The organism is Citrobacter sp. wls829, from assembly GCF_005280825.1.
In the GTDB taxonomy this organism is placed as follows: Bacteria; Pseudomonadota; Gammaproteobacteria; order Enterobacterales; family Enterobacteriaceae; genus Citrobacter; species Citrobacter gillenii.
The window spans coordinates 138,662-165,352 of the sequence record NZ_SZWP01000054.1; the positions used below are offsets into that span (position 1 = coordinate 138,662).

Sequence of the window (26,691 nt, forward strand, 5' to 3'; positions counted from 1 at the left end):
CAACTCTTGCCGTCACACAATGTGCGACTTAGGCTTGCATCCCTGTCCGCTAACAATGAAAATGAGAAGCATTAACTACATTGATAACAGGAAACTTATTCGTGCGACTCCCCGCGTTTTACCGAACGGCGCTCTTATTGGTTGGGCTGTCTCTTTCAGGAATTTCTTTAAGCCATGCTGCTGACTGGCCGCGTCAGGTCACCGACAGCCGTGGGATTCATACGCTGGAACAGAAGCCACAGCGCATTGTCTCCACCAGCGTGACGCTGACCGGGTCGCTGCTGGCCATTGATGCGCCAATTATCGCCAGCGGGGCCACCACGCCGAATAACCGCATCGGCGATGCACAGGGTTTTTTACGCCAGTGGAGCGAGGTGGCAAAAGCCCGCAAGCTGAGCCGTCTGTATATTGGCGAACCGAGCGCCGAGGCCGTTGCCGCACAAATGCCGGACCTGATTCTGATCAGCGCCACCGGCGGTGATTCTGCCCTCGCCCTGTACGATCAGCTGTCCACCATTGCCCCCACGCTTATTATTAATTACGACGACAAAAGCTGGCAGTCGCTGCTGACGCAGTTAGGTGAGATCACCGGGCATGAACAACAGGCGGCGGCACGCATTGCCGAGTTTGATAAGCAGTTGCAGGCGGTTAAGCAGCGCATTACCCTGCCGCCACAGCCGGTCAGCGCGCTGGTGTACACCGCCGCCGCGCACAGCGCCAACCTGTGGACGCCAGAGTCTGCGCAGGGCCAGCTGATGGAGCAGCTCGGTTTCACGCTGGCACCGCTGCCTGCCGGACTGCATACCAGCCAGAGTCAGGGCAAACGTCACGACATTGTGCAGCTTGGCGGTGAGAATCTGGCAACCGGACTGAACGGCGAGGCGCTGTTCCTGTTTGCGGGCGACAGCAAAGATGCCGACGCCATTTACGCTAACCCGCTGTTGGCACACCTGCCTGCCGTGCAGAATAAACGCGTCTACGCACTGGGCACTGAAACCTTCCGTCTGGATTACTACAGCGCCACGCTGCTGCTGCAACGCCTCTCCGCACTGTTTTAATCTTTAGTGCCGGATGAGGTTTACGCCTTATCCGGCATTCACCGGCATCTGCCGAAAACGACGGACCTCACTCAACAGCAACAGCAGCAACAGACCAACGATAGCCAGGCCGAATCCACTGACGCTTGCCGACACGACCGGCGTCATCATCGCACCCAAACCGCCTAACAGCGCTGCGCCGATGGCATCACCGGTGACGTTCTGTGCGGTCCACAAACCGTTAATACGCCCGAGCATCGCTTCCGGCGTCTGCGTCTGTAACAGGGTGTACTGCAACAGAGAACTCACCGCGCTCAGCCAGCCAAACAGCGCCAGGCAGACCACGCCCAATTGCCAGACCGGCATCAGTCCAAACAGACCAATTGCGAGGAAGGACGCCACGGTCGACGTCAGCATAATCAAACCAGGGCGCACGCTGTGCGCCAGTTGCCCACTGGTCAATGCGCCGATGGCGGCACCCAGCGGGATCGCCGCATACAGCAGACCAATCTGGGCGCTCGACATCTGCCAGCTCATCGCCAGCGCCGGGTAAAGTACGCGCACAGCGCTGGCCATGGTCAGCAGGCCGCCCAACAGCGCAATGCCGCCAATCAGCGGACTGGCAAGCAGGAAACGAAATGCTGCCAGCAGGGATTTCAATGGGTGTTCACGTGGCTGGGGCGGCGGCGGTAATGCAGGAAGGCTCAACAACGGCAGTAAGGTAATAAAAGTGCCTGCCGCCGCCAGACCATAGTTCCAGGCCACGCCGCCGGTGGCGAGCAGTACCCCACCTACCATCGGCGATATCACCGATCCCAGGCGCACCGTCAGCATGGTGATGGCCCCCGCCTGCATCAGGTTTTCACGCCCAACCAGCGCCGGCGTTGCCGCCAGCAGCGCCGTAACGCCCAATGAAGCAAAAAAGCCGTCCCATAAACCGAGGATATAAATTGCCAGCAGCGACGGTTCCGGGAGCAGCGCGTTCAGACACAGACCAATAAAACCAATGCCGCAGGTACCACGCGCCAGCAGGATCACTTTTTTACGCTCATAGCGGTCGGCCAGCACGCCGCCGATCATCAGGCCAATAAACATCGCGCTGCCGGTGAGCGTTACCGACAAACCAACCTGCCAGGTCGACTGGGTCATCATCTGGATCTGTACCGGCACCGCCACGCCGAGTAGTCCCAGAGAGACGATGGAAATAAAACGGGCAAGGAAAACGGCGCGAAATGCAGGGTGGGTCTTTAGCAGGCTGAGATTGAGCAGCCAGGATTGTCGATTCATTACAGAGCCTTACCAGGTACTTTTTCAATATCCATTCAATGGCTGCACATGCTAACATACCTAAATAAGATCGATAACGATAATTACTATCATTATCAAGGATAGTTGATATGTCATGCTCTGTTTCCGCGACACGCGCCTTTGCCGTGCCCGGACTGTTGTTATTACTTGTTGTCACCACGGTATTAAGTCTGGTTATTGGCGCCAGGTCGCTCCCTGCCTCCGTGGTGCTGGATGCGCTCACCGGCAGTTGTCATAGCGCTGATTGCACCATTGTGCTAGACGCTCGACTCCCGCGCACGCTGGCAGGATTGCTCGCAGGCGGCGCGCTGGGACTGGCGGGTGCCTTGATGCAAACGCTGACCCGGAATCCGCTGGCCGACCCCGGTATTCTTGGCGTCAATTCTGGTGCCAGCTTCGCCATTGTGCTGGGGGCCTCGCTGTTCGGTTTCTCCTCCCCGCAAGAGCAACTGCTGATGGCCTTTTCCGGGGCGCTAGCCGCGTCGCTGATTGTCGCCTTTACCGGCAGCCAGGGGGGTGGACAGCTCAGCCCGGTTCGCCTGACGCTGGCTGGCGTAGCGCTGGGGGCAGTGCTGGAGGGATTATCCAGCGGCATCGCCCTGCTCAACCCTGACGTCTACGATCAACTCCGTTTCTGGCAGGCCGGTTCGCTGGACATTCGCAGTCTGCAAACCCTGAAAGTGGTCCTGATCCCAGTACTGATCGCCGGAGCCGTAGCCCTGTTCCTCAGCCGTGGTCTGAACAGTCTGAGCCTGGGCACGGATACCGCCACCGCGCTAGGCAGTAAAGTCGCCCGTACGCAGTTTATCGGTCTGCTGGTAATCACCGTCCTGTGCGGAAGCGCGACCGCGATTGTCGGCCCTATCGCCTTTATCGGCCTGATGATGCCGCATATGGCGCGCTGGCTGGTGGGAGCCGATCACCGCTGGTCGCTGCCCGTCACCTTACTGGCAACGCCTTCCCTGCTGTTAATTGCCGATATTATCGGTCGCCTGATTGTGCCCGGTGAGCTACGCGTATCGGTGGTCAGCGCGTTTATCGGCGCGCCGGTGCTTATTTTTCTGGTACGCCGTAAGCAGCGTGGAGGTGGCGCATGATGCACCTTTCTCGTCGACTGATGATCAGTTGCCTGCTGCTGGTTGTGGGCTGTATCGCCGTCGGATTATGGAGCCTGCGTAGCGGTGTTGTGACGCTGGAAACGCAGCAGATCATTGCCGCCCTGCTGGGGGATGCACCGCGCAACATTACGCTGGTGGTGACGGAATGGCGTTTACCGCGCGTGCTGATGGCACTACTGATTGGCGCAGCGCTGGGCGTCAGTGGCGCAATATTCCAGTCACTGATGCGTAACCCGCTGGGCAGCCCGGACGTGATGGGCTTCAATACCGGCGCCTGGAGCGGCGTGCTGGTGGCGATGGTGCTATTTGGCCAGCATCTTACCGCCATTGCGCTGGCGGCCATGCTCGGCGGGGTCCTGACCTCGCTGGTCGTCTGGGCGCTGGCCTGGCGCAACGGTATAGAAACGTTCCGCCTGATTATCATCGGCATCGGCATTCGCGCCATGCTGGTGGCGTTTAACACCTGGCTGCTACTGAAAGCCTCCTTAGAAACCGCGCTGACGGCCGGACTGTGGAACGCCGGATCGCTCAATGGTCTGACTTGGGCGAAAACCTGGCCATCCGCGCCGCTGATTATTCTGATGCTGGTGTGCGCCACGCTGCTGGTGCGCCGCCTGCGCTTGCTGGAAATGGGTGATGACAGCGCCTGTGCGCTGGGCGTCAGCGTCGAACGATCGCGTTTAATGATGATGCTGGTGGCGGTAGTACTGACCGCCGCCGCCACTGCGCTGGCGGGGCCTATCTCGTTTATTGCCCTTGTCGCACCGCATATTGCCCGTCGCCTTAGCGGCACTGCTCGCTGGGGATTAACCCAGTCAGCGCTGTGCGGCGCACTGTTACTGCTTACGGCCGATTTATGCGCCCAGCAGCTATTTTTGCCTTATCAGCTTCCGGTCGGCGTTGTCACCGTAAGCCTCGGCGGTATTTATCTTATCGTCTTGTTAATTCAGGAGTCCCGCAAAAAATGACCGAATCAGTAGCCCGTTTGCGTGGCGACCAGTTAACGCTAGGGTATGGCAAGTTTACCGTGGCAGAAAACCTCGACGTATCGATCCCCGACGGCCACTTCACCGCCATTATTGGCCCCAACGGCTGCGGGAAATCAACGCTGCTGCGCACATTGAGCCGTCTGATGACGCCGGCGCACGGCAAGGTGTGGTTGGATGGTGAACATATTCAACATTACGCCAGTAAAGAGGTGGCGCGCCGCATTGGCCTGCTGGCGCAAAACGCCACTACGCCGGGCGATATTACCGTTCAGGAGCTTGTTGCCAGAGGCCGTTATCCGCATCAGCCGCTGTTCACCCGCTGGCGTAAAGAAGATGAAGACGCGGTGATGAACGCCATGAAAGCTACCGGGATCACCCACCTGGCAGCACAAAGCGTAGATACGCTTTCCGGCGGACAGCGCCAGCGAGCGTGGATCGCCATGGTGCTGGCGCAGGAAACGTCAATCATGCTGCTCGACGAGCCGACCACCTGGCTGGATATCAGTCATCAAATAGATCTGCTGGAACTGCTCAGCGAGTTAAACCGCGAGAAGGGCTATACGCTGGCCGCCGTGCTGCACGATCTCAACCAGGCCTGCCGCTATGCCACGCATTTAATCGCGCTTCGTGAAGGGAAGATTATTGCCGAGGGTGCGCCGAAGGAAATTGTTACGCCGCAGCTTATCGAAAAGATCTACGGACTGCGCTGCATGATTATTGACGATCCGGTGGCCGGAACGCCGCTGGTGGTGCCTCTCGGGCGTCAGAAATAACGTTATTTATTGTATGGCGACGTGTTCGTCGCCATACAATAATAAATCACACCAGTTGCTGCCCAAGGATCGCAATATCACGTTTACGCGATAGCATGGCATAATTCAGCAGCGTCCCACCGCACGCCGCCATTCCCCCCAACAGCGCCGCCAGAATAACGATCATGGATTTCGCGGGGCCGTCTTTTTTCACTGGCAGAGACGAGGCAAGTTGATATTTAAACGGTGAGAATTTGACGTCACTGACATTCATCGCCAAGAGCTGTTCAACGTGATACTGGCGGTTACGCAATTCACCGTTGATCTCTGCTACATCGGTTACTGATTTTTCGATTTCTAATTTACGCGCAATGCCATCCGCACCCAGCGAAATAGAGAAATCAGGATCGTCCTTCACGGCTTGTCCATTACTGTAAACCGGTTTTTTGATGCCAGCCGCATTCGCAATCTCGAGCGAATAATTCAATCTCTGAATGTTTGCATCCAATTGATTCTTCAGCCTGATTCGATCCATCGCCAGTCGTTCTTTCTCAAAGCTGGTTTTGATGGCCAATTTATTGCGAATATTCTCCAGCGTTTCTGTCACAACACGGTCAGAAATAAACTGGATATACCCTGCCAGCACGGCCTGGGCTTCTTCAGCCAGCGGTGCGGTAAAGCTTAGCGTCCACGCGGTATACAGCGAGGTTTCATTCTTCTTACCCTGATTTGCATCAACCGCTTTCATTTTTTCACTGAGGCGTGCTATCGCCCGATGCAAATTCATTTCGTCTATATCAGCGCCTTTCAGCTGATCCATCACATAAGGTGAAGAGCGCAGGTACTCTTCCAGCAGCGATGGCGACTGAAATTTCTTGATAAACAGGTTAAATACATCACCACGGTTAACGCTAATATCCATGTCCAGCACACGCAACTTGGTCAACGCATTCTCAAGTCCCTCCGCTGGGGTAACAATTGCCTCACTGGTCCATTTTTGCGGAAGCAGAAAAGACACCAAAATTCCCACACAGGCAAACGCGAAGACGGTAGCAATAATCTTGGTCCTGGCGCGCCACAAAATCTCGAGCAGGTTGAATAAATCAATTTCATTACCGCTTACCGTCGTCTGCGGATAAGCAGCTAATTCTGAATCATTATCTTTCTTTATTTTTATTGATGGCATGTTGTGTAACCTGAATTTCTGGCCAAAAGAAACGTCTTCCCGTAGACAAAGTCTACCAGCTAATAAGAATTATCCGAAACACTCTTTGCGCCTAATAACCTGCCAGATATTATATTCAGAATTTATTGAGTTTTATGGTCTCCACCCACCAGCATAAACAAAACAACCCCATAACATTTAATTTACATTATGGGGTTATTCAAATAAGCCAATAGTGAGTATTCCCGGCTACGCAGGCGGAGCGATCAACCTGTTTATGATCGGCCCAATCTTCTCAAACGCCGACGGCGAAATAATATCAACGTGCGCGCAGTCCTGACGGTAGATATCCAGACTGGCTATCCACGGCGACCAGCTATGTTCAGGGCTGACGCCCGATGGTAAGGTGCGTTCAGCGACAAACAGCGTAGCATGACCGTCAAAAGCCACGCTGTGCGCGGTGGTTAACAGACGCACCGCATCAGCATAGTTACCTTCAATGGTGCTAAACAGCGTGTCGGACGCATTGCCCTGCTGGGCCGCCAGAAACGCCTCGCGTTCGCGTTCGATTTCCGCCAATACGGCAGGATCCAACCCATTGGCCTCTTTTTCCTGCCAGTTTTGCGTTTCCGGCGGCCAGGTATCCAGCAACCCCAGGAATGCAACCTTCTCTCCCCTGGCCTGCAAGCGTGCCGCAATACCCTGCGCCAGCGTGCCGCCCAGCGAATACCCCAGTAAATAGTAGGGGCCGTGAGGCTGCTGCTCCAGCAACGTTTTAAGATGGTATTCACAGACCTCATCGAGATTTGCTGCCGTCTGCATCGGCCCACTAGGCCGTGGCGACTGAATGCCAGTAATTGACCACTCAGGGTTCAAATAGCGCGATAACACGCTAAACTGCCAGGCAAAGCCGGACGCTGGATGGAAACAGAACAGCGTTGGGCCGTGGCTGGTGCGCAGCGGTAGCAGCGCTTCAAACCCCAGTTGCTGTGACTGTGCGTCATCGTTGCTGTCCAACAGCGTACTGAGTTGTTCAACGGTGGAAGCAACCATCACCTGCCCTGGCGTCACCTGACGTTCAAATATGCGACTCAACTGCGCCGCCAGCTTCATCGCCAGTAACGAATGACCGCCGAGCGCGAAAAAGTCTGCTGCTACATCATTAACTTCACAGCCCAGCAGCGCGGAAAAGGCCTCGGCAATGGTGGTCTCCGTGCCCGGGTATGGCGCGCGTCCTGCCGTGCGCGGCGTCAACTGCGGCATCGGTAAGGCTTTACGATCCAGCTTACCGTTGGCGCTGAGCGGTAACTCCGCCAGCTGCAATAACACGGACGGCACCATATGCGCAGGCAGCGTTTCACGCAGTCTCGCCTGTAGTGCGGGAATATCCAGCGGTAACCCCGAATGCGACACCAGATACCCGACCAGCTGGCGCGCATCGCCGCCGGTAGCTACCGCCTGATTGAATACGCAGGCATGGGCCACGGCATGCTCGACATCCGGTAGCGTCTGCATTACCCGATCAATCTCACCCAGTTCAATGCGCTGCCCGCGAATTTTTAGCTGGTCATCGCTGCGCCCGAGGTATTCCACCGCACCATTATCCAGCCAGCGCGCCACGTCCCCGGTACGGTACATGCGTTCACCGGGCGCAAACGGATCGGCAATAAAACGACTTGCCGTCAGATCCGGGCGGCCCAGATACCCCTGCGCCAGTTGGATCCCTGTCAGGTACAGATCGCCCGCCACGCCGACAGGCACCGGGCGCATCATGGCATCAAGGATCCGCAGGCCCGTATTCCAGACCGGATAGCCAATCGGCACGCTGTTGCCGGTCACGGCGGCAAGCGCATCTCCGCATGCCGGATACCAGCTGACATCCACAGCCGCTTCGGTCGGGCCGTACAAATTGTGCAACGGTGCGTGGGTCAGCAGTTCCCACTCGCGGCATAGTTCTGCTGGCAGGGCTTCGCCGCTGCAGAACACCTGCTTCAGCGTAGCGCAGCTTTCCCGCGCCGTCTCCGGCGTCAGCGAGGCAACAAACGCCGCCAGCATCGACGGTACAAAGTGCGTGGTGGTCACGCCATATTGTGCAAAGAACTGCTGCATCGCCAGCGGGTCACGATGCGCCTCAGGCTCCGCCATCACCAGCTTTGCGCCCGTAATAAACGGCCAGAAAAACTCCCACACTGAGACATCAAAACTGCATGGCGTTTTTTGCGCCAACACATCATCGGCGGTCAGCGGATAGTGATTTTGCATCCACAACAGGCGGTTAACGATGGCGGTTTGCCCCACCATCACCCCCTTTGGTCTGCCGGTCGAACCCGAGGTAAAGATGATGTAAGCGGTATGCTCTGGACGCGATAACGCCAGCGGGACGCTATTTTCCGTTGGCAGCGGCGCGTTATAGCACAGACTGTCCAGCCCAGGAATATCGCGAAAGCGGGACAGCTGTTCTTCGGTGGTGACCAACAGCGACGGACGTGCGTCTTCCAGCATCATCCGCAGACGATCGTCCGGATAGCCGGTATCCAGCGGTAGCCAGGCAGCCCCCGCCTCCACAATGCCGTGCAATGCCAGCGTCAGGAACACAGAGCGCGGTAAGGCCACGGCAACGCTGTCGCCTGGTCGCACGCCGCGTTCACGCAGCACCTGCGCCAGTGCAACAACCTGCTCACGCATTTCGCGGTAGCTGAACTGATAACGAGCGTCGGCCAGCGCCGGCGCATCCGGTGTTTTCGCGGCCTGGTCCGCCACCAGCGCGCTGAGTGTGGTGAACGGAATATCAATTGCCGTCTCGTTTATTTGTGCCAGCTGTTCCTGTTCTGACGGCAATAGCATATCGGCATCGCCGCAGCGCAGCGCCGGGTTTTCGGCAAACTGGCCCATCAGCGCGGTTAAACGCGACGCATGTTGCGCCAGCGTCGCCTCATCATAACGCTGTTTATTGGCGAGAATTTCAATGCTCAGACCGCCGTTTTCATCCGGGAACAGCGCCAGTTCCAGATCGTTAACCGGCCCGGTCGCCAGCGTATGGGTTTGCGCCTGGATGCCGGGAAGATCCAGCTGGTAGTCAAAGATTTTCACGTTTAGTACCGGACCAAACAGCGCCTCTTCACCGGCCGCCCGGCCGCCGTCGCGCACAATTTGCTCCGCATCATAACGCTGATGACGACGCATCTTCTTGAGCTGCCCGGCCAGTCGTTTCGCCAGTTCAGGTAGGCTTTCCGCGGCATCAAGATGCACACCGAATGGCAGCACATTCAACACCGGCCCGGTTGCCGTTAGCGCCGCCGACCCCATGCGGCGCATGAAAATAAACCCGGCGGCATAATCCATCCGGCTGCATAAACGCCCCAACCATAGTGCCACCAGCGCCAGCGCTAAATCCGCACGCTGAATGTCAGGCATGCGCACGGCAAGCTGGCGGAATACGCCGTCGGGGGCGGTCAACTGCATGCGAATAATATCCGCGCTGGTCGCCCGGCCCGACTGGGGTTTGCCCGACAGCGAAGCCGGTGGCGGCAACTGCTCTCGCTGCCCGGCCCAGAATGCGCCGTCACGTTGATACGCCTCGCTGTGGCGATACTGCTGATACTCTTCCACCACCTCGGCAAAGGGGGTAAAAGGTGATTCCGGCGTCGGTTCGCCGTGCTGCCATGCGCGGTAAATGGCGGCTATCTGGCGGGTGATGGCAGGAAAACTGAAACCATCCACCAGCAAATGATGATAGCGCTGATACCAGTACCAACGGTTATCTGCCACTTGAATAAGTTGATGGCAGACCAGGGGTTTTGCGCCATCGGCACGAATGTCTTGCTGCAAGTCAGCCTGCATCAACGCCCGAGCGGCGTCGTGCGGACTGGCCATGTCACGGACATCGATAATCTCGGGTTGCGTAAAGGTGAACGTTGGATCAACCCACTGCCAAACCTCGCCGTTGTCTTCGCAAAACCGCATACGCAGGGTATCAGCATGCCCCAGACCGACAACAACCGCTTTCGCCAGCAGCGGTGCGTTCAGTTCCCCGGTTAATTCCACGTAGTGCGCGACGCTCCATGCTGAAGGCAACGTGGAGAGTTTTTCCGCCATCCAGATCCCCGGCTGGGCCGCGACTAACGGTAAGCGCTGAGTCATTCTGCCTCCTGTACATCGGCATAATTTGCAGGTGTTAGCGTGGTCCAGTTTTCCGCAAGCCATTGCTGGCAGGCTTCCTGGGATTGCGGTTCGCATGCGATGGCCCAGCCAGCAGGAAGCGAGCACTGCTGTGGCCAAAGGCTAAACTGACGTTGGGGATTTTGCAGAATGTAAAACTGCCCCTGCGGGTTATCGAAAGGGTTACTGAATTCCATACTCAACTCCTGTCGTGGAACATCGTCCGGTTAAATCGTGTCGGTGAGCGGCTGCCAGAGCGTCATCAGCCCGTGCATTAAGCCGCCGCGCCAGCAAAGCGCGTCGTGTCCACCTTCAACCTGACGCCAGAAAATAGACCGTGGTGCATGCGGTAACTGTGCGAAGAGCGCCTGATTAGCGCGAAAAATAATCGGTTCACGAATTCCGGCTTCCAGAACAATACGCAGCCCCTGCGCGCTCAACGTTCCTGCCCTCAGTTGTTCAATCACGATCCCATCCTGATGCCCTGCGCGATGCGGCCACCAGTAAGATCCGGACTGACTGAGCACGCAGCCAAAACGTTCCGGCCAGTTCAGACCGGCATACAGCGAGGACAATCCCCCAAAGCTTTGCCCGGCGACGACCGTGCGCTGCGGATCGTCACTGAACGCGGCAGTCGCGTTCACCAGCGGCAGTAACTCCTGCTGTACCGCCAGCCAGAAATCGGCATTGCACGGCAGCTCGCAACTGCGATGAGGCGTATCGATGGCATCAATCAGGAGATAAACGGCAGGAGGGAGCTGATGTTGTCGCGTCAGTGAGGTCAGCGCGGGCCAGACCGGCATGCTGTGCGCCCAAAACTGTCCGTCCAGCAGGACTGCCAGCGGACGTTCCCCGGGATTTGCCTCGCCGGTGGTAAACACCCACACGCGGCGCGTATTACCTAACCTTTCGCTGTGCCATTGCAAGCAAAGCGCTGGTGAATCCGGAGGTTGGGGACTGTCCCAGCCAGGCTGAACGGGGGCGTCGGGCATTTCCAGCGCTGAGACCGCATGCCCGCGCCCGCCTTGCCAGCTTTGAGGATTGAGGGGATCGGCGATGGCCTGCGGCAGCAACTGTCGCCAGCCTTCGCGTAATAACGTTCTGTCCGGAGTGTCGCCTGCGTTCAACGTGGCAAAAATGTCGTCTCGTGTAGAAGGGATGAAACAGTAACTGCCGCGCCAGCGGGCGTTCAGGGTAATGCTCCAGCACCAAACATCTGTACCGTCAATACGTTGCATCGACTGGGGAACGGCATTTTGATGGTGGTCGGTCACGCCGGTAATGTAGACCCACACGCGACGAATTGTTGAGTGTTTTTCCGTTCCCTGCGGGTCACGCCACCAAAACGTCACGCGGTAATCGCCGCTGTCCTCACGCACCCATTCCGGGCCATTTTTTGACTGCCACCACGCCTCACTTCCCATCATTAACGCCGCCACCGTCATAACCCCATGTTTATTGTGCAATTTTAAATCTAATCGTGAAATATATTGATAATATTATTGATAACTATTTGCATTTGCAATAGCGTATTGTCGCGCTGTGGGAAGCGCGTACAGTTTTTCACCACTCATAAACCGACCTGACGCTGCGAACTTTTTCTGGAACGGATGGTTTTCGCAGGAGCGGGCGACATCAGGCCAAATGCCCCACAACGGCACATTGGTTCACGTGGCTAAAAGAAAGCAGGACATACAATGAACAACAAGATTCATTCACTGGCCTTATTGGTCAATTTAGGGATTTACGGGATAGCGCTGCCAGCCATGGCAGAAGATAAAACCGATAGCACCGCCGTCTCGCATGAAGATACCATCGTCGTTACCGCCGCCCAGCAGAACCTGCAGGCGCCAGGTGTTTCCACCATCACCGCTGATGAAATCCGTAAGAATCCTCCCGCGCGCGATGTGGCGGAAATCATCCGTACCATGCCTGGCGTTAACCTGACCGGTAACTCAACCAGCGGCCAGCGCGGCAACAACCGTCAGATTGATATTCGCGGCATGGGGCCAGAAAACACCCTGATCCTGATCGACGGCAAGCCGGTCACCAGCCGCAACTCCGTACGTCAGGGCTGGCGCGGCGAGCGTGATACCCGTGGCGATACCGCCTGGGTACCGCCGGAAATGATCGAGCGTATTGAGGTGCTGCGTGGTCCTGCTGCGGCGCGTTACGGTAACGGTGCTGCGGGTGGTGTGGTGAATATCATCACCAAAAAAGGCAGCAACGAGTGGCATGGTTCCTGGGATACCTATTTCAACGCCCCGGAACACAAAGAAGAAGGCTCCACCAAACGCACCAACTTCAGCCTGAATGGCCCACTGGGCGGGGATTTCAGCTTCCGTCTGTACGGTAATCTTGATAAAACGCAGGCTGACGCCTGGGACATCAACCAGGGTCACCAGTCAGAACGTACCGGGACCTATGCCAACACCTTACCGGCGGGTCGTGAAGGGGTCATCAACAAAGACATTAACGGCGTAGTGCGATGGGACTTTGCCCCACTCCAGTCTCTCGAACTGGAAGCCGGTTACAGCCGTCAGGGCAACCTGTACGCGGGTGACACCCAAAACACCAACACCAACCAGTTGGTGAAAGATAACTACGGTAAAGAGACCAACCGTCTTTATCGCCAGAACTACTCCCTGACCTGGAACGGCGGCTGGGATAACGGCGTCACCACCAGCAACTGGGTACAGTACGAACACACGCGTAACTCCCGCACCCCGGAAGGATTAGCTGGCGGCACGGAAGGGATCTTCGATCCGAAAGCGTCGCAAAAATATGTCGACGCCGACCTGAGTGACGTCATGCTGCACAGTGAGGTCAGCATTCCGCTGGATCTGCTGGTCAACCAAAATCTGACGCTCGGTACCGAGTGGAACCAGCAGCGTATGAAAGACATGCTGTCCAACTCGCAAACCTTTATGGGCGGTAATATTCCTGGTTTTAGCAGCACCAACCGCAGCCCGTACTCGGATGCCGAGATCTTCTCTCTGTTCGCCGAAAACAACATGGAACTGACCGACAGCACCATGCTGACGCCGGGCCTGCGTTTCGATCACCACAGCATCGTGGGCAATAACTGGAGTCCGTCTCTGAACCTGTCTCAGGGACTGGGCGACGACTTTACCCTGAAAATGGGCATCGCGCGGGCCTATAAAGCGCCGAGCCTGTACCAGCTCAACCCGAACTATATTTTGTACAGTAAAGGCCAGGGCTGCTACGCCACCGGTTCCGCCAGCGGCATCGGCTGCTACATGATGGGCAACGACGACCTGAAAGCGGAAACCAGCATCAACAAAGAAATTGGCCTGGAGTTCAAACGCGACGGCTGGCTGGCTGGAGTCACCTGGTTCCGCAACGATTACCGCGATAAAATCGAAGCCGGTACCGTACCGTTGAACCGTATTAACAACGGTAAAACAGATATCTACCAGTGGGAAAACATTCCTAAAGCGGTAGTAGAAGGCCTGGAAGGTACGTTGAACGTCCCGGTTAGCCAAACCGTTAACTGGACCAACAACATCACCTACATGCTGCAAAGTAAAAATAAAGAGACCGGTGAACGTCTGTCGATTATTCCGCAGTACACGCTGAACTCCACGCTGAGCTGGCAGGCGCGCGACGATCTGTCCTTGCAGTCCACCCTCACCTGGTATGGCAAACAGCAGCCGAAGAAATACGATTACCAGGGCAAACCAGTGACCGGCAGCTCGGCTGATGAAGTCAGCCCGTACAGCATTGTCGGCCTGAGCGCGACCTGGGATGTCACCAAAAACGTCAGCCTGACCGGTGGCGTGGATAACGTCTTTGACAAACGCCTATGGCGCGAAGGGAATGCCCAGACCACGGGTGATATTGTGACCGGAAATTATATGGCGGGCGCAGGCGCGTACACCTATAACGAACCGGGCCGCACCTGGTATATGAGCGTTAACACGCACTTCTGATAACGTTTTTCCCTCTCCTCCATCGAGGAGAGGGAATTCGTGAGCCATAATGCACACAACCCACATTCCACTGTCCTTCGCCAGCCATACGCTGCATCTCGTTGAATTTGCCCCCGACAGCCTGCATGAACACGATCTGCTGTGGCTTCCTCATTACGCCCAGCTCGCAGCCTGCGGGCGTAAACGACAAGCGGAGCATTTAGCGGGGCGTATTGCCGCCGTCCATGCGCTGCGTGAATATAGCAGTAAAGCCGTGCCCGGCATCGGCGAACGCCGCCAACCGCTGTGGCCACCGGGTCTGTTTGGCAGCATCAGCCATAGCGCCTCGACCGCGTTAGCAGTTGTCTCGCCGCGCCCCATAGGGCTAGACATTGACGCTATTTTTACACCCCACACCGCTGCCGAACTGGCTGACAGCATTATCGACCACCATGAACAACAGGTTTTGCAAAGTTGCCCAGTCCCCTTTCCGCTCGCCTTAACCCTGGCGTTCTCCGCCAAAGAGAGCGTATATAAAGCGTTCAGTGCGCAAACTCGCGGACTGCCGGGCTTTGCCAGCGCCAAAATCATCGCCCTCACCGCCACGCACTTAACGGTGCAAATAATGCCGTCATTTTCGGCAAACCTCGGCGGACTGAACGTCAACGTGCGCTGGGCATCTCGCGATAACAGCGTCATTACCCTGTGTGACGCTACTTTTTAACAAACTCACCAATCGCCTGATACGTGGCCTGTGCTTCCTGCGGGACTTTATCTTCCAGCATCAAATAGGCATGAGTCATCCCCGGAAAGTGAACGTGCTGTACGGGAATGCCCTCAGCTTGCAGTTCGGCAACAAAGGCAAAGTCCTCATCGCGCAACGGATCCAGCCCGCCGCTAAAGAGTAATGTGGCCGGAAAATTTTTACGCAATGGAAAATAGAGCGGTGATGCCAGTTTACGATCTTCATCATTCTGGAAATACTGCTGGAAGTACCAGCGTATTTTGCTTTCATCGAGCAGTTTCCCTGTGCCATTTTCCTTCACGGACGGCCAGCCTGGCGTGTAATCCAGACTCGGGTAGATCAGCACCAGCCGATTAATCAGCCCCGGCTGATGACGGGAAAGCGACTCGGCGAGCGTTGCGCTGAAAGCACCGCCACCGCTGTCACCGACCAGGGTCAGTTGACGCTGATAGGGAATGTGCTGACGCTCGAGCACTGAATAGACATTTTCGACCACGGCTTTAGCATCGGAGAGACCCGCCGGATACGGGTTTTCCGGTGACCGCCGATAGTCGACCGACACCACCGTGTTGCCGGTTGCCGTCGCCAGATGCCGGGCTACGGGATCGTAGACCTCCACTGACCCACTCAGGTGTCCGCCGCCGTGAATAAACACCAGCACCGCAGGCGAACCGGCTAATGACGGACGATATATACGTACCGGGATGCGACGCTCCCCGGTATCCACTTCATCATTGATGACCGCTGCCATGGGGTCGGAAGTGGTGACGTTGGCTTTGGTCAAAGCCGCTAATCCTGCTCGCGAACTGAGCGTGTCGTAAACCGGTTTATCGGTCGTGGGTTGGGCGGCGAGAAATGCCGCCAGAGGTGCCGGCGGGGCTTGCGTCAGCGGGCCATGTTCCTGTTGCCAGCGTTGCTGATAGCGCTGTTGCTGCTCCTGCAACGCGTCGGCGCTGACAGCCGCGCTGAAAAGACTCGCCGCCATGGCGACTGCGGCGGGTTGAACTAAGCCCTTGCCGGATAACCCGAATCGGCTACCTGATTTCATGGTACGTTCTCCGTTGAACCGTTTCGCGAAAGAGTATAGCCGTTGCTAATAATCTGTCTGAACGGTTATGGCGGATGACGGTGTTATCCCTGCCGACACGCAGCCAGCGACTGACGCTGCTGACCCTGCGCATCAAAGTTTTCCGCGGCCAGCCAGCGTTGTAAAACGGCATCACGTTGTGGCCATTCACCGTCAATCATCGATAGCCAGTCGCTGTCGCGGTTACGGCCCTTGCGCACAATTTTCTGGCGGAAACGCCCTTCAAAGACAAAACCTAAGCGTTCTGCCGCCCGTCGCGACGCATCGTTCAGCGAGTCACATTTCCACTCCACACGACGATACCCGAGGGCAAATGCCTGACGCAGCAGCAGCCAGACGGTTTCCGTCCCCAGCACCGTATTTTTCATCCGCGGCGACCAGGTTACATGACCAATTTCGACCGAGCCGTTCTCGCGGTCCATCGCCATAAAGCACACCAGCCCGACGGCGCGCCCCGAGCGCAAATCGATAACCGCGTAGGGAACCAGCCCGGCGTCAGTAGATTTTCCCTTCACCCAGTGGGCCGCTGCCGCAACGCTCGTCGGCCGCTCGCTAGCAAGCCAGGTCCAGTCACGTTCGTCCGGCGCTTGCGCATAGGCGTCAAATAAATCGGCGGCATGGCGGTCTGCATCCAGCACCTCAAGACGGCAATAACGACCCTCCAGTACAACCCGAGGCAGCACTGACGCCCCATTCCAGTCCGGCAGGACATCGCCTACCGTCTGTCCATACAGATTAATTTCCGGCACTGCTCACCCCCGTTGTGAAAGCAAAAAACAGTTATAGCACCTGTCATTTTGCGTTCAAAGCGCAGGATGTGGATTTCCCTTATCGTACGGAAAACCGCCAGTCCTTCTATACTCTAAGGATTTCGAGTTGCAGGAAGGCGACAAGACTGCAAATTCCTGGGAGCTTACTAAAGTAAGTGACCAGGATGAGCAAGCGCTGTCAACGCACCTGCGGCTCGAAAGACGACGAGTAAATACTGATTAAAAATCAACGCTCAAGGGAACGCTATGTCACTACCCGACTTTCATGTCTCCGAACCGTTTACATTGGGCATTGAGCTGGAAATGCAGGTGGTTAATCCGCCAGGCTATGACCTGAGCCAGGACTCTTCCCGACTGATTGACACCGTAAAACCGCAGCTCACCGTCGGAGAAGTGAAGCACGATATCACCGAAAGTATGCTGGAGATGGCAACCGGCGTCTGCCGTAATATTGATCAAGCGGCAGCAGAGTTTTCCGCCATGCAGCAGATAATCCTGCAGACCGCGGCGGAATATCACCTCGACATCTGCGGCGGCGGCACGCACCCGTTTCAGACATGGCGGCGTCAGGAGGTGTGCGATGACGAGCGCTACCGGCGCAACCTGGAGAACTTTGGTTATCTCATCCAGCAGGCAACGGTGTTTGGCCAGCATGTTCACATAGGTTGTACCCACGGCGACGACGCCATTTACCTGCTGCACGGCCTGTCACGCTTTGTGCCGCATTTTATTGCGCTCTCTGCCGCCTCACCGTATATGCAAGAAGCCGATACGCGATTTGCCTGCGCTCGACTCAATATCTTCTCAGGATTTCCCGATAACGGTCCGATGCCGTGGGTTAACAACTGGCAGGAATTTGAGGGATTATTTCGTCGACTGGCCGACACCAGCCTCGTTGACAGCATTAAGGATTTGCACTGGGACATCCGCCCCAGTCCGCACTTTGGCACGGTAGAAGTTCGCGTAATGGACACCCCGCTCACCCTCGAGCATGCGATCAACATGGCCGGGCTCATTCAGGCTACGGCCCACTGGTTGTTGAAAGAGCGTCCCTTCAAACATCAGGAGCGTGATTACCTGCTGTATAAATTTAACCGTTTTCAGGCCTGCCGCTTTGGTCTGGAGGGGATCGTTACCGACGTGCATACCGGCACTCATCACCGACTGGCGGATGACACACTTCGATTGCTGGAGCTTGTCGCCCCCTCGGCGGATAAAGTGGGTGCCGCCAGTGCCATTGACGCCTTACACCAGCAGGTAAAAAATGGGCACAACGAAGCGCAGCGCATGCGTGATTTTGTGGCCGATGGCGGATCGCTAAGCGGACTGGTGAAAAAACATTGTGAGATCTGGGCGGGGCGTTAAGCGAGGGGTTTGCGTTAGCACAGGAGATCCCGGACAATGGTCTTTTAACTCAAGTTTAACAATGTTATGAAACACCCGCTTGAATCACTGATGACCGCCGCCGGGATCCTGCTGTTGGCCTTTCTGTCCTGCCTGCTGCTGCCCGCGCCTTCGCTTGGCCTGGTGCTGGCACAAAAACTCGTCGCCACTTTACATTTGATGGATCTTAACCAGTTTTATACGTTGCTATTTTGTTTGTGGTTTTTACTGCTTGGGGTGATTGAGTATTTTATTCTGCGTTTTATCTGGCGACGCTGGTTCTCGCTGGCGGATTAGCCCCGCGAGAACCTTTCGTCGTTAATGCGTACGGCTGTGGTTTTCTTTGCGGTACGCCCCAGGTGGCTGGCTGAACGTACGGGTGAAGATACGCGTAAAGGTTTGTTGCGAATCGAAGCCGTACTTCAGGCAGATATCGTACACTTTCTGGTCGGTATCACGCAAATCACGCGCCGCCAGCAGCAGCTTACGCTCGCGAATGTAGCGCCCAAGGCTCTCGCCTTTATACTGCATAAACAGACGCTGCAGATGCCATTTTGAATATCCCGCGTGGCGGGCAATATCATCAATGCGCAATGGTTGATTCAAATTATCATCAATCCATTCGACAATCGTCTCGATAACTTGTGCAGAAATCGTCATCGTTATCTCCCTTTTTTCATTGAGCCGCTGGCTGCCACCAGGCCGTGAACGGTTGGTCCGGTTCGGACAGTACTACCGGCTCACCCAGCATCGGCGTCAGCAGACGGTAATCTTTGAGACGGCTGGCCAGCGCCAGACGCTTGTAGGGATCGTCCCAGCTATGTTTCGCCAGTACAAAACGACCGGCATGACCGGGCACAACAGCTTTGGCATGGAGATCGGCGGATGCCTGCGCGGTCTCTTCCGGCATCATATGAATGAACTTCCAGTCCTGGTCATATTGACCGTTCTCCATAATCGCCACATCGACCGTGCCGAACTGTTCACCAATCGCTTTAAAATGCGGCCCGTAGCCGGAGTCTCCACTGTAATAAATATTTTGCTCTGGCGTTTCCAACATAAAGCTGGCCCACAGGGTCTGGTTACGCTTGATGCCGCGCCCTGAAAAATGCCGCGCCGGCAGGACATGCACAATCAGTGAGTCCGTCACCCTGACGGACTGATTCCAGTCCCGCTCTTCAATTATCTCGCTGTTCATTCCCCAGTACCGCAGATGCGACCCGACGCCAAGCGGCGTAATCACCCGCTTAATCTTCGGCATCAACGCCTTAATGGTGGCAAGATCCAGATGGTCATAGTGGTCGTGCGAGATGATGAGCAGATCGATTTCGGGCATGTTTTGTGCCGTCCACGGATACTCCCCGGCAAAGGCTTTATTCAGAAATGAAAACGGCGCAGCGTAGTTGCTCAATACCGGGTCGATGAGAATGCGTTGACCCGCCAGCTGCAAATACCACGAGGAATGACCCAGCCAGACGAGAGTATCCTGCTGCGGTGACAGACGCGCGAGTTCGGTTGCCACCAGCGGCAATGGCTGCGCAGGGCGAGCATTTTCGCGCTTCGCGACCAGAAATTCCCACCAGGCTGCCAGCATGCTTTTGTTGCCGGTGTAACCCAGCGTGGGCACCTGATTATGAAACTGTCCGTCACGGTAGTGTGGTGACTGTTCAACCTCACTCAGTTGTGCCCCTTGCGGCGCCTGACCGAATCCGGCATTGAGTACAAACGGTAAACTTGCAGCTGCAGCAATGAGCATAATAACAACCACACAAACTGTGAGACGCCTCATATCCTGACCTTAAACGCGCCCCTTTCCGCTGGTTTGCGCGACTGACTCTTGATTATGAGTGAGTAAGCACTCATTATAGAAATCGCAAGTTCGCCGTCAAGATGATTTTCAATCTTTGACATTCACCGTTGCGGTGCTGCGAAGGCCGTGATTCAATCGTGTTTTTAACAGGCTTAAGGGTAAAGTGTAGTGGCTCGTCCGAAGAGTGAAGATAAAAAATTGGCATTACTGGAAGCAGCAACCACAGCATTTGCGCAGTCCGGCATTGCGGCCTCTACCGCCGTCATTGCCCGCAATGCAGGCGTTGCTGAGGGAACTTTGTTTCGCTATTTCGCGACAAAAGATGACCTCATCAACGAACTTTACCTCCATTTAAAGCACGATATGTGCCAGTCAATGATGGCCAATCTGGACCGTTCAGTGACCGATGCCAAAACCATGATTCACTTCATCTGGAATAGCTACATTAGCTGGGGCCTGCATCACACCGCCGGACATCGCGCCATCCGTCAGCTTGCCGTCAGCGAGAAAATCACCAAAGAAACCGAGCAACGGGCTGAGGATATGTTCCCCGAACTGCGTGATTTTTGTCATCGCTCGGTGCGCCCGGAGTTTATGTCCGACGAGTATCGCGCCTTTGGTGATGCGTTTTTTCTGTCACTGGCTGAAACCACAATGGAATTTGCTACCCGCACCCCTGCCCGCGCCGATGAATACATTGCCATGGGGTTTGAAACCATGTGGCGCGCCCTCACCCGCGAGGAAAAATAATGGACGGTCAGACATTACATGCGTGCGCAAAACGCCTTGCGCTTGAACTGCCATTTACCGAACACTGCTGGCCGTTTGGCCCGGAATACGACGTCTTTAAGGTCGGTGGCAAGATTTTTATGCTGGTCTCAGAGCATCACGGACGCCCGCTGGTCAACCTGAAGTCAGATCCGCAAAAGTCGCTACTCAATCAGCAGATCTACCCCAGTATTGAACCCGGTTATCACATGAATAAAAAACACTGGATTTCAGTTTATCCCGGTGACGATATTACCGAGTCCTTACTGGCAGACCTGGTGAATGACTCGTGGCATCGGGTGGTGGACGGCCTGCCTAAGCGGGATCAAAAACGCCTGCGTCCCGTCTGATTTATCGCTAACCCCGATAAGTGTTTATGCCTTTTTCTGTCTTATCTTTTTGCCGCTTTCCCTGTACCCTGCTGAAACAAAACGCACCCGCAGGGTAAGAAAAACGACCAGGAGTTTTTATGGATATTGTTTCTGTCGCCTTAAAACGCTACTCCACCAAGGCATTCGATCCGACCAAAAAACTGACCGCTGAGCAGGCAGAAAAATTAAAAACGCTGCTGCAGTTCAGTCCGTCCAGCACCAACTCGCAGCCGTGGCATTTTATCGTGGCCAGCACTGACGAAGGCAAAGCGCGCGTAGCCAAAGCCGCCGCCGGCGGTTTTGTGTTCAACGAACGTAAAATCCTCGATGCGTCCCACGTCGTGGTGTTCTGCGCCAAAACAGCGATGGACGATGCTTGGCTGGAACGTGTAGTGGATCAAGAAGAAGTCGACGGTCGTTTCGCCACGCCGGAAGCCAAAGCCGCCAACCACAAAGGCCGAACCTTCTTTGCCGATCTGCACCGCAAAGAGCTCAAAGATGACGCGCACTGGATGGCAAAACAGGTGTACCTGAACGTCGGTAACTTCCTGTTAGGCGTGGCGGCAATGGATCTCGATGCGGTACCTATCGAAGGCTTTGATGCCGCGGTTCTCGATGCAGAATTTGGTCTGCAAGATAAAGGATTCACCAGCGTGGTTATCGTCCCGGTGGGCCACCACAGCGTAGAAGACTTCAACGCCGCGCTGCCAAAATCACGTCTGCCGCAGGAAACTACCCTGACGGAAGTCTGATCCTCACATTTGCATAACCTCCACACAGCGGTCATCATAGACCGCTGTTTATTAAGGAGACGTTATGCAGGAATTGATATCTCAGGTAGAAGACCTCGGCATTGAAATGAATCACACCACTTCGCTGGTGATGATTTTTGGCATTATTTTTATCACCGCCATTATTGTTCACGTTATTTTGCACTGGGTGGTACTACGCGCATTTGAAAAACGCGCCAACGCCAGCTCCCGCCTGTGGCTGCAAATCATCACGCAGAACAAGCTATTTCACCGCCTGGCGTTTACGCTGCAAGGTATCATCGTCAATATACAGGCCGCACTCTGGCTACAAAAAGGCAGCGAAGCCGCAGAGATATTAGTCACCTGCGCCCAGCTGTGGATCATGATGTACGCCCTGCTGTCGGTCTTTTCTCTGCTCGACGTTATTCTTAATCTGTCGCAAAAACTCCCCGCCGCCTCGCAGTTGCCGCTGAAAGGCATCTTTCAGGGCATCAAGTTAATCGGCGCGATTCTCGTCGGCATTCTGATGATTTCACTGCTGATTGGTCAATCACCCGCCATCCTGATAAGCGGTCTGGGTGCCATGGCGGCGGTCTTAATGCTGGTGTTTAAAGACCCGATCCTCGGTCTGGTAGCCGGAATACAGCTTTCGGCCAACGATATGCTCAAACTGGGCGACTGGCTGGAAATGCCGAAATACGGCGCAGATGGTGCGGTGATCGATATTGGTTTAACCACCGTCAAAGTACGCAACTGGGATAATACCATCACCACCATTCCCACCTGGTCGCTGGTCTCTGACTCGTTTAAAAACTGGAGCGGCATGTCAGCGTCCGGCGGTCGGCGAATTAAGCGCAGTATCAGCATCGATGCCACCAGCATTCGTTTTCTCGATGAAGATGAGCGCCAGCAATTGCATAAAGCGCATCTGCTGAAACCGTATTTGACCACGCGCCTTCAGGAAATTAACGAGTGGAACCAGCAATTAGATGCGCCTGAATCCGTCTTGAATCATCGCCGGATGACCAATATCGGGACGTTTCGCGCCTACCTGAACGAATATTTACGTCACCATCCGCGCATTCGCAAAGATATGACGTTAATGGTGCGCCAGTTAGCTCCGGACGACCACGGGTTGCCGATTGAGATTTATGCTTTTACTAATACGGTGGTGTGGCTGGAATATGAAAGTATTCAGGCTGACATCTTCGACCATATTTTTGCTGTGGTCGAAGAGTTCGGATTACGTATTCATCAGTCGCCGACCGGGAATGATATTCGCGCCCTGTCAGGGGCGTTTCAGCGTTAATCTTTAGCTACTGGCGCGCGCAATATAGCGCCAGTCCATCATCACCCTTTCTGTTGGGGCATCGGGGTTATCGATTTTATTCAGTAATAACCCCACCGCCTTGCGGCCAATATCACGCGAAGGTTGCTCAATAGTTGAAAGCTGTGGGGAGACCATTTCAGCCAATTCCGTACCGTCAAAGCCCACCACGGCGATATCCTGCGGGATCTGTAACCCGGCGTTGCTAATAGCACGCATCGCACCGGCTGCCAGCGTGTCCGATACCGCAAACACCGCGTCGGGTTTCGCCTCGGCCGCCAGCAGGTTTTCCATCGCCGCGATCCCGGCGCTGGAACTTAACTCACGGGCGTACTCCACTGCCTGATACTCCAGCGATAACGCATGCAGCGCCGCCTTGTAGCCGCGTTCACGCAAACGGGCGTATTTGTAGCTCAGGTCATGGTTGATCAGCGCAATACGCCGATAGCCCTTGTCTACCAGATGCGATATCACCGACTGCGCGGCGTCTACATCGTTAATGCCCACACAGGAAACCGCACCTTTATCGGCATATTCCGCACACTGCACCCACGGAGCATCACCAATCAGGGTGGTCAGTTCCGGTAATTTTGAGAAGGCATCCATGGTGATGATGCCATCAACAATTTTACCTGACAGCAGCTTCAGCGCTGACTTCGAACGCGCTGTATCCGAACCGGAATTACACAGCAGAATGCGATAGCCATTTTTCTCCGCCTCCTCCTCAATACCTTTCACCACCTCGGCACAAAACGGGTTGGCAATGTTGGAGACCATTACGAGGATCATCGAGCTTCGCGCCGTGCGCAGTTGACGAGCCAGCAGGTTGGGCTGGTAATTACTTTCCTTAATAGCCTGCAGCACACGTTCACGGTTTTTGGCCTTGACGGACTCACTGTTATTCAGCACACGTGATACCGTCGCTACCGACACACCGGCAAGCTGGGCGATTTTTTGAATAGACATAACGACGACACATCCTGCGTTTTACGCTTTGTGCTGAGGCTACCATAAAATCACCGCCCGGCGAACCGGACCGGTTTAACGCTGTACCGACACCCAGCGCTGCTGTTGATGGCTTTTTATAATCGCATCAATGATGTACATCACGTCTGCGCCATCCTTGAACGAGGCAAAACGTCGGGCCTGTGGCGCGGGCATTTGGCCTGTCTGTACGGCCTGATAGAACTGCAGCATCATATTTTTAAACGCATCCGGCCAGCCCTCAATATGCCCACCGGGGAAATGCGCGCTGGCGGCGACATCGGTATTCATTAGCCCCGGATCGTCCGTCAGGATCTGGTTCGCCTGTTGGCGGTGGCCCACCCACAGTTGCTGCGGCGTTTCCTGATCCCAACTCAACGCACACTGGCTGCCGCTAATCTCAAAGCTCAGATGGTTTTTGCGCCCGGCACTAACCTGCGAGACGCTAAAGCAGCCTTTGCTGCCGTCGTCAAACCGCACCAGCACCGACCCGCGGTCTTCGGTGGTCACCGGTTTATCCTCCAACTGCCGACCAACCGTCTGCGAATTAAACGTCGCACCACCGGCCACGTCCGCTTTCCGCGTGGGCCAGACGATCGCGAGATCGGCCATCACCTCAACAATGCGTTTACCGGTGACAAACTGCACCGTGTCGCACCAGTGCGAGCCAATATCGGCCACCGCCCGCGAGCCGCCGCCCAACACCGCATCAACCCGCCAGTTGTAGTCGGTCTCCAGCAGCATCCAGTCCTGTAAATAGCTGCCCTGCACGGCAAACAGACGTCCAACGCTGCCATTGCGTACCATGCTGGCCGCCTGCTGCACCATCGCAAACTGGCGATAGACAAAACTCACGCCGTGCACGACCCCCGCCTGCTCCGCCAGCGTCACCAGTTCATGGGCCTCTTCGGGGGTCATGCACAGCGGTTTTTCAGAAAATACGTGCAGTCCAGCACGCAGTATCTGCCGGTTGATGTCGGCATGCAGATGATTCGGCGTACAGTTGTGGACCACCTGCAGCCCCGGGTGCGCCAACAGCGCTTCCACACTGCCATATGCATGAGGCACCTGTAGCACGCTGGCCCGCGCCTGAGCCACCGCCAGCGAACTGTCGCAGAGTGCCACCACCTGCACATTCCCCAGTCGACGCAGCGCCTCAATATGCGCAGGCCCAATAAACCCGCTGCCAATAATGCCAACCTGGATCATTTGCGTACCTCATCGCCTGCGGCGAAATCATCAAATGCGTGGGATGAAACCGGAATAATATGCCGCTGAATAAACTCACGGCCTTCGCGGGCACCGGTTTCTGCGTCTTTCAGGCAGCATTCCCACTCCAGTACCGCCCAGCCGGGATAATCATATTGTGTGAGCTTGCTGAAAATCGTTTTGAAATCAACCTGCCCGTCGCCTAATGAGCGGAAGCGTCCAGCGCGGTCGATCCACTGCTGGTAACCGCCGTAGACGCCGCTGCGGCTGCTGGCTTGATACTCCGCATCCTTGACATGAAACGCTTTTATGCGCGAGTGATAGGCGTCGATGAATCCGAGATAGTCCATCTGCTGCAACAGCAGATGGCTGGGATCGTAGAGCATATTGCAGCGCGGATGATTATCCACCAGCGCAAGAAAACGCTCGAACGTGATGCCATCATGCAGATCTTCGCCGGGATGAATTTCAAAACAGACATCAACCCCTTGTTCATTAAAACCGTCGAGAATCGGCCGCCAACGGTCAGCCAGTTCCTGAAATGCCTCGGCAAAACGCTGCGCATTATGCGGCGGCCAGGGGTAAAAATAGGGCCACGCCAGCGATCCGGAAAACGTGGCGTGCGCCGTCAACCCCAGTTTTTGCGAGGCTGCCGCAGCCTGGTGTAACGTCCGCGTCGCCCACGCCTGTCGGGCCTGTGAATTGCCGCGTACCGCCTGCGGCGCAAAACCATCAAAAGCGTCATCGTAGGTGGGATGAACGGCAACCAGTTGGCCTTCGAGATGGGTGGATAATTCGCTGATCGTCAGTCCGTGCTGCGCCAGCATTCCGCGAATATCATCGCAGTAAGTCTGGCTAACAGCGGCCTGTTCAACATCAAACAGCGACGCATGATTACACGGCATCTGTATGGCTTTGTAGCCCAGACCCGCGGCCCACTGCGCCAGCCCGTCCAGGGTATTGAACGGAGATTGCCCACCGATAAACTGCGCCAGAAAAATCCCCGGTCCCTTAATGGTTCTCATA

Annotated in this window: 24 protein-coding genes; 12 read left to right on the plus strand and 12 right to left on the minus strand. The window is 55.8% G+C overall.

Annotated elements, in window-relative coordinates:
• The first annotated feature begins 101 nt into the window (after nt 1–101).
• The gene (fepB, locus tag FDW88_RS09560; RefSeq protein WP_115259129.1) at nt 102–1,058 is read left to right on the plus strand and encodes a Fe2+-enterobactin ABC transporter substrate-binding protein; all 957 of its coding nucleotides are present in this window, start codon (nt 102–104) and stop codon (nt 1,056–1,058) included.
• Between the two features lie 27 nt (nt 1,059–1,085).
• Here the strand turns inward: fepB and entS are convergent, their stop codons facing one another.
• Nucleotides 1,086–2,324, minus strand: a complete 1,239-nt coding sequence (gene entS, locus FDW88_RS09565) for an enterobactin transporter EntS (RefSeq protein WP_137362446.1) — start codon at nt 2,322–2,324, stop codon at nt 1,086–1,088.
• 110 nt (nt 2,325–2,434) lie between these two features.
• On the opposite strand from entS, the gene fepD reads away from it, so the two are divergent.
• From fepD to fepC, 3 genes are read left to right on the plus strand one after another with little or no spacing between them, the layout of a single operon-like run.
• Nucleotides 2,435–3,442, plus strand: a complete 1,008-nt coding sequence (fepD, locus tag FDW88_RS09570; RefSeq protein WP_096757936.1) for a Fe(3+)-siderophore ABC transporter permease — start codon at nt 2,435–2,437, stop codon at nt 3,440–3,442.
• A complete protein-coding gene (gene fepG, locus FDW88_RS09575) occupies nt 3,439–4,431 on the plus strand; it encodes an iron-enterobactin ABC transporter permease (protein WP_170974162.1) in 993 nt (330 codons plus the stop codon). The genes fepD and fepG overlap by 4 nt, the downstream gene beginning before the upstream one ends.
• Nucleotides 4,428–5,225 (plus strand): iron-enterobactin ABC transporter ATP-binding protein, encoded by a 798-nt coding sequence (fepC, locus tag FDW88_RS09580; protein WP_115259131.1) that lies wholly within the window; start codon nt 4,428–4,430, stop codon nt 5,223–5,225. Before fepG ends, fepC begins: the two co-directional genes overlap by 4 nt.
• Before the next feature lie 46 nt (nt 5,226–5,271).
• Here the strand turns inward: fepC and wzz(fepE) are convergent, their stop codons facing one another.
• From wzz(fepE) to fes, 4 genes are all read right to left on the minus strand, one after another.
• Entirely contained in the window at nt 5,272–6,390 is a 1,119-nt protein-coding gene (gene wzz(fepE), locus FDW88_RS09585) for an LPS O-antigen length regulator Wzz(fepE) (RefSeq protein WP_137362447.1), read from the minus strand.
• A 228-nt stretch (nt 6,391–6,618) separates the two neighbouring features.
• Nucleotides 6,619–10,509 (minus strand): enterobactin non-ribosomal peptide synthetase EntF, encoded by a 3,891-nt coding sequence (gene entF / locus FDW88_RS09590; RefSeq protein WP_137362448.1) that lies wholly within the window; start codon nt 10,507–10,509, stop codon nt 6,619–6,621.
• Nucleotides 10,506–10,724 carry an MbtH family protein gene (locus tag FDW88_RS09595; RefSeq protein WP_096757939.1) on the minus strand — a complete coding sequence of 73 codons (219 nt, stop codon included), beginning with the start codon at nt 10,722–10,724 and terminating at the stop codon, nt 10,506–10,508. The genes entF and FDW88_RS09595 overlap by 4 nt, the downstream gene beginning before the upstream one ends.
• A gap of 30 nt (nt 10,725–10,754) precedes the next feature.
• Nucleotides 10,755–11,972, minus strand: a complete 1,218-nt coding sequence (gene fes / locus FDW88_RS09600; protein WP_137362469.1) for an enterochelin esterase — start codon at nt 11,970–11,972, stop codon at nt 10,755–10,757.
• Nucleotides 11,973–12,224: 252 nt separating this feature from the next.
• Here fes and FDW88_RS09605 point away from each other — a divergent pair, with 252 nt between their 5' ends.
• Together FDW88_RS09605 and entD are read left to right on the plus strand one after the other, a co-directional pair.
• Complete coding sequence (locus FDW88_RS09605) at nt 12,225–14,480, plus strand: TonB-dependent siderophore receptor (protein WP_115259136.1); 2,256 nt, start codon at nt 12,225–12,227, stop codon at nt 14,478–14,480.
• 49 nt (nt 14,481–14,529) lie between these two features.
• Entirely contained in the window at nt 14,530–15,183 is a 654-nt protein-coding gene (entD, locus tag FDW88_RS09610; RefSeq protein WP_137362449.1) for an enterobactin synthase subunit EntD, read from the plus strand.
• On the opposite strand, the gene FDW88_RS09615 is transcribed toward entD, so the two are convergent.
• Both FDW88_RS09615 and FDW88_RS09620 read right to left on the minus strand, forming a co-directional pair.
• Entirely contained in the window at nt 15,173–16,252 is a 1,080-nt protein-coding gene (locus FDW88_RS09615; RefSeq protein ID WP_137362450.1) for an alpha/beta hydrolase, read from the minus strand. The two genes, entD and FDW88_RS09615, sit on opposite strands and share 11 nt — an antisense overlap.
• A gap of 83 nt (nt 16,253–16,335) precedes the next feature.
• Nucleotides 16,336–17,040, minus strand: coding sequence for a GNAT family N-acetyltransferase (locus FDW88_RS09620; RefSeq protein WP_137362451.1), 705 nt, complete (start codon nt 17,038–17,040; stop codon nt 16,336–16,338).
• Nucleotides 17,041–17,307: 267 nt separating this feature from the next.
• Between FDW88_RS09620 and FDW88_RS09625 the strand changes: the two genes are divergently transcribed.
• Both FDW88_RS09625 and FDW88_RS09630 read left to right on the plus strand, forming a co-directional pair.
• The gene (locus FDW88_RS09625; RefSeq protein WP_137362452.1) at nt 17,308–18,426 is read left to right on the plus strand and encodes a YbdK family carboxylate-amine ligase; all 1,119 of its coding nucleotides are present in this window, start codon (nt 17,308–17,310) and stop codon (nt 18,424–18,426) included.
• Between the two features lie 66 nt (nt 18,427–18,492).
• Nucleotides 18,493–18,741, plus strand: coding sequence for a DUF1158 domain-containing protein (locus FDW88_RS09630; RefSeq protein WP_115259141.1), 249 nt, complete (start codon nt 18,493–18,495; stop codon nt 18,739–18,741).
• A gap of 21 nt (nt 18,742–18,762) precedes the next feature.
• Here the strand turns inward: FDW88_RS09630 and FDW88_RS09635 are convergent, their stop codons facing one another.
• Nucleotides 18,763–19,104: a RamA family antibiotic efflux transcriptional regulator gene (locus FDW88_RS09635; protein WP_045440915.1), complete on the minus strand. Its 342-nt coding sequence runs from the start codon at nt 19,102–19,104 to the stop codon at nt 18,763–18,765.
• Nucleotides 19,105–19,120: 16 nt separating this feature from the next.
• Nucleotides 19,121–20,233 carry an MBL fold metallo-hydrolase gene (locus FDW88_RS09640; RefSeq protein WP_117342189.1) on the minus strand — a complete coding sequence of 371 codons (1,113 nt, stop codon included), beginning with the start codon at nt 20,231–20,233 and terminating at the stop codon, nt 19,121–19,123.
• Between the two features lie 189 nt (nt 20,234–20,422).
• On the opposite strand from FDW88_RS09640, the gene FDW88_RS09645 reads away from it, so the two are divergent.
• The 4 genes from FDW88_RS09645 (at nt 20,423) to FDW88_RS09660 (ending at nt 23,454) form a co-directional block, all read left to right on the plus strand.
• Nucleotides 20,423–21,004, plus strand: coding sequence for a TetR/AcrR family transcriptional regulator (locus tag FDW88_RS09645; protein WP_135912414.1), 582 nt, complete (start codon nt 20,423–20,425; stop codon nt 21,002–21,004).
• Nucleotides 21,004–21,372 (plus strand): MmcQ/YjbR family DNA-binding protein, encoded by a 369-nt coding sequence (locus tag FDW88_RS09650; RefSeq protein WP_115259144.1) that lies wholly within the window; start codon nt 21,004–21,006, stop codon nt 21,370–21,372. Before FDW88_RS09645 ends, FDW88_RS09650 begins: the two co-directional genes overlap by 1 nt.
• Nucleotides 21,373–21,491: 119 nt before the next feature.
• Nucleotides 21,492–22,145, plus strand: a complete 654-nt coding sequence (gene nfsB / locus FDW88_RS09655; protein WP_115259145.1) for an oxygen-insensitive NAD(P)H nitroreductase — start codon at nt 21,492–21,494, stop codon at nt 22,143–22,145.
• A 64-nt stretch (nt 22,146–22,209) separates the two neighbouring features.
• A complete protein-coding gene (locus FDW88_RS09660) occupies nt 22,210–23,454 on the plus strand; it encodes a mechanosensitive ion channel family protein (protein ID WP_137362453.1) in 1,245 nt (414 codons plus the stop codon).
• A gap of 3 nt (nt 23,455–23,457) precedes the next feature.
• Here FDW88_RS09660 and FDW88_RS09665 read toward each other — a convergent pair whose 3' ends face one another.
• The 3 genes from FDW88_RS09665 to FDW88_RS09675 all read right to left on the minus strand — a co-directional run bounded on the left by FDW88_RS09665 (nt 23,458) and on the right by FDW88_RS09675 (nt 26,690).
• The gene (locus FDW88_RS09665; RefSeq protein WP_137362454.1) at nt 23,458–24,438 is read right to left on the minus strand and encodes a LacI family DNA-binding transcriptional regulator; all 981 of its coding nucleotides are present in this window, start codon (nt 24,436–24,438) and stop codon (nt 23,458–23,460) included.
• 75 nt (nt 24,439–24,513) lie between these two features.
• Nucleotides 24,514–25,665 (minus strand): Gfo/Idh/MocA family protein, encoded by a 1,152-nt coding sequence (locus FDW88_RS09670; RefSeq protein ID WP_137362455.1) that lies wholly within the window; start codon nt 25,663–25,665, stop codon nt 24,514–24,516.
• Nucleotides 25,662–26,690, minus strand: coding sequence for a sugar phosphate isomerase/epimerase (locus FDW88_RS09675; protein ID WP_137362456.1), 1,029 nt, complete (start codon nt 26,688–26,690; stop codon nt 25,662–25,664). Before FDW88_RS09675 ends, FDW88_RS09670 begins: the two co-directional genes overlap by 4 nt.
• Nucleotide 26,691: the final 1 nt, after the last annotated feature.

Bases quoted from the DNA above. Each gene is read 5' to 3' on its own strand.
- FDW88_RS09630 (WP_115259141.1), top strand. From the start codon at position 18,493: ATGAAACACCCGCTTGAATCACTGATGACCGCCGCCGGGATCCTGCTG.
- FDW88_RS09595 (WP_096757939.1), bottom strand. From the start codon at position 10,724: ATGGAATTCAGTAACCCTTTCGATAACCCGCAGGGGCAGTTTTACATT.
- FDW88_RS09660 (WP_137362453.1), top strand. From the start codon at position 22,210: ATGCAGGAATTGATATCTCAGGTAGAAGACCTCGGCATTGAAATGAAT.
- entD (WP_137362449.1), top strand. From the start codon at position 14,530: ATGCACACAACCCACATTCCACTGTCCTTCGCCAGCCATACGCTGCAT.
- FDW88_RS09675 (WP_137362456.1), bottom strand. From the start codon at position 26,690: ATGAGAACCATTAAGGGACCGGGGATTTTTCTGGCGCAGTTTATCGGT.
- entF (WP_137362448.1), bottom strand. From the start codon at position 10,509: ATGACTCAGCGCTTACCGTTAGTCGCGGCCCAGCCGGGGATCTGGATG.
- fepC (WP_115259131.1), top strand. From the start codon at position 4,428: ATGACCGAATCAGTAGCCCGTTTGCGTGGCGACCAGTTAACGCTAGGG.
- nfsB (WP_115259145.1), top strand. From the start codon at position 21,492: ATGGATATTGTTTCTGTCGCCTTAAAACGCTACTCCACCAAGGCATTC.
- fepG (WP_170974162.1), top strand. From the start codon at position 3,439: ATGATGCACCTTTCTCGTCGACTGATGATCAGTTGCCTGCTGCTGGTT.
- fepD (WP_096757936.1), top strand. From the start codon at position 2,435: ATGTCATGCTCTGTTTCCGCGACACGCGCCTTTGCCGTGCCCGGACTG.
- FDW88_RS09635 (WP_045440915.1), bottom strand. From the start codon at position 19,104: ATGACGATTTCTGCACAAGTTATCGAGACGATTGTCGAATGGATTGAT.
- entS (WP_137362446.1), bottom strand. From the start codon at position 2,324: ATGAATCGACAATCCTGGCTGCTCAATCTCAGCCTGCTAAAGACCCAC.
- FDW88_RS09640 (WP_117342189.1), bottom strand. From the start codon at position 20,233: ATGAGGCGTCTCACAGTTTGTGTGGTTGTTATTATGCTCATTGCTGCA.
- FDW88_RS09670 (WP_137362455.1), bottom strand. From the start codon at position 25,665: ATGATCCAGGTTGGCATTATTGGCAGCGGGTTTATTGGGCCTGCGCAT.
- FDW88_RS09605 (WP_115259136.1), top strand. From the start codon at position 12,225: ATGAACAACAAGATTCATTCACTGGCCTTATTGGTCAATTTAGGGATT.
- FDW88_RS09625 (WP_137362452.1), top strand. From the start codon at position 17,308: ATGTCACTACCCGACTTTCATGTCTCCGAACCGTTTACATTGGGCATT.
- FDW88_RS09650 (WP_115259144.1), top strand. From the start codon at position 21,004: ATGGACGGTCAGACATTACATGCGTGCGCAAAACGCCTTGCGCTTGAA.
- FDW88_RS09665 (WP_137362454.1), bottom strand. From the start codon at position 24,438: ATGTCTATTCAAAAAATCGCCCAGCTTGCCGGTGTGTCGGTAGCGACG.
- FDW88_RS09615 (WP_137362450.1), bottom strand. From the start codon at position 16,252: ATGAAATCAGGTAGCCGATTCGGGTTATCCGGCAAGGGCTTAGTTCAA.
- fes (WP_137362469.1), bottom strand. From the start codon at position 11,972: ATGACGGTGGCGGCGTTAATGATGGGAAGTGAGGCGTGGTGGCAGTCA.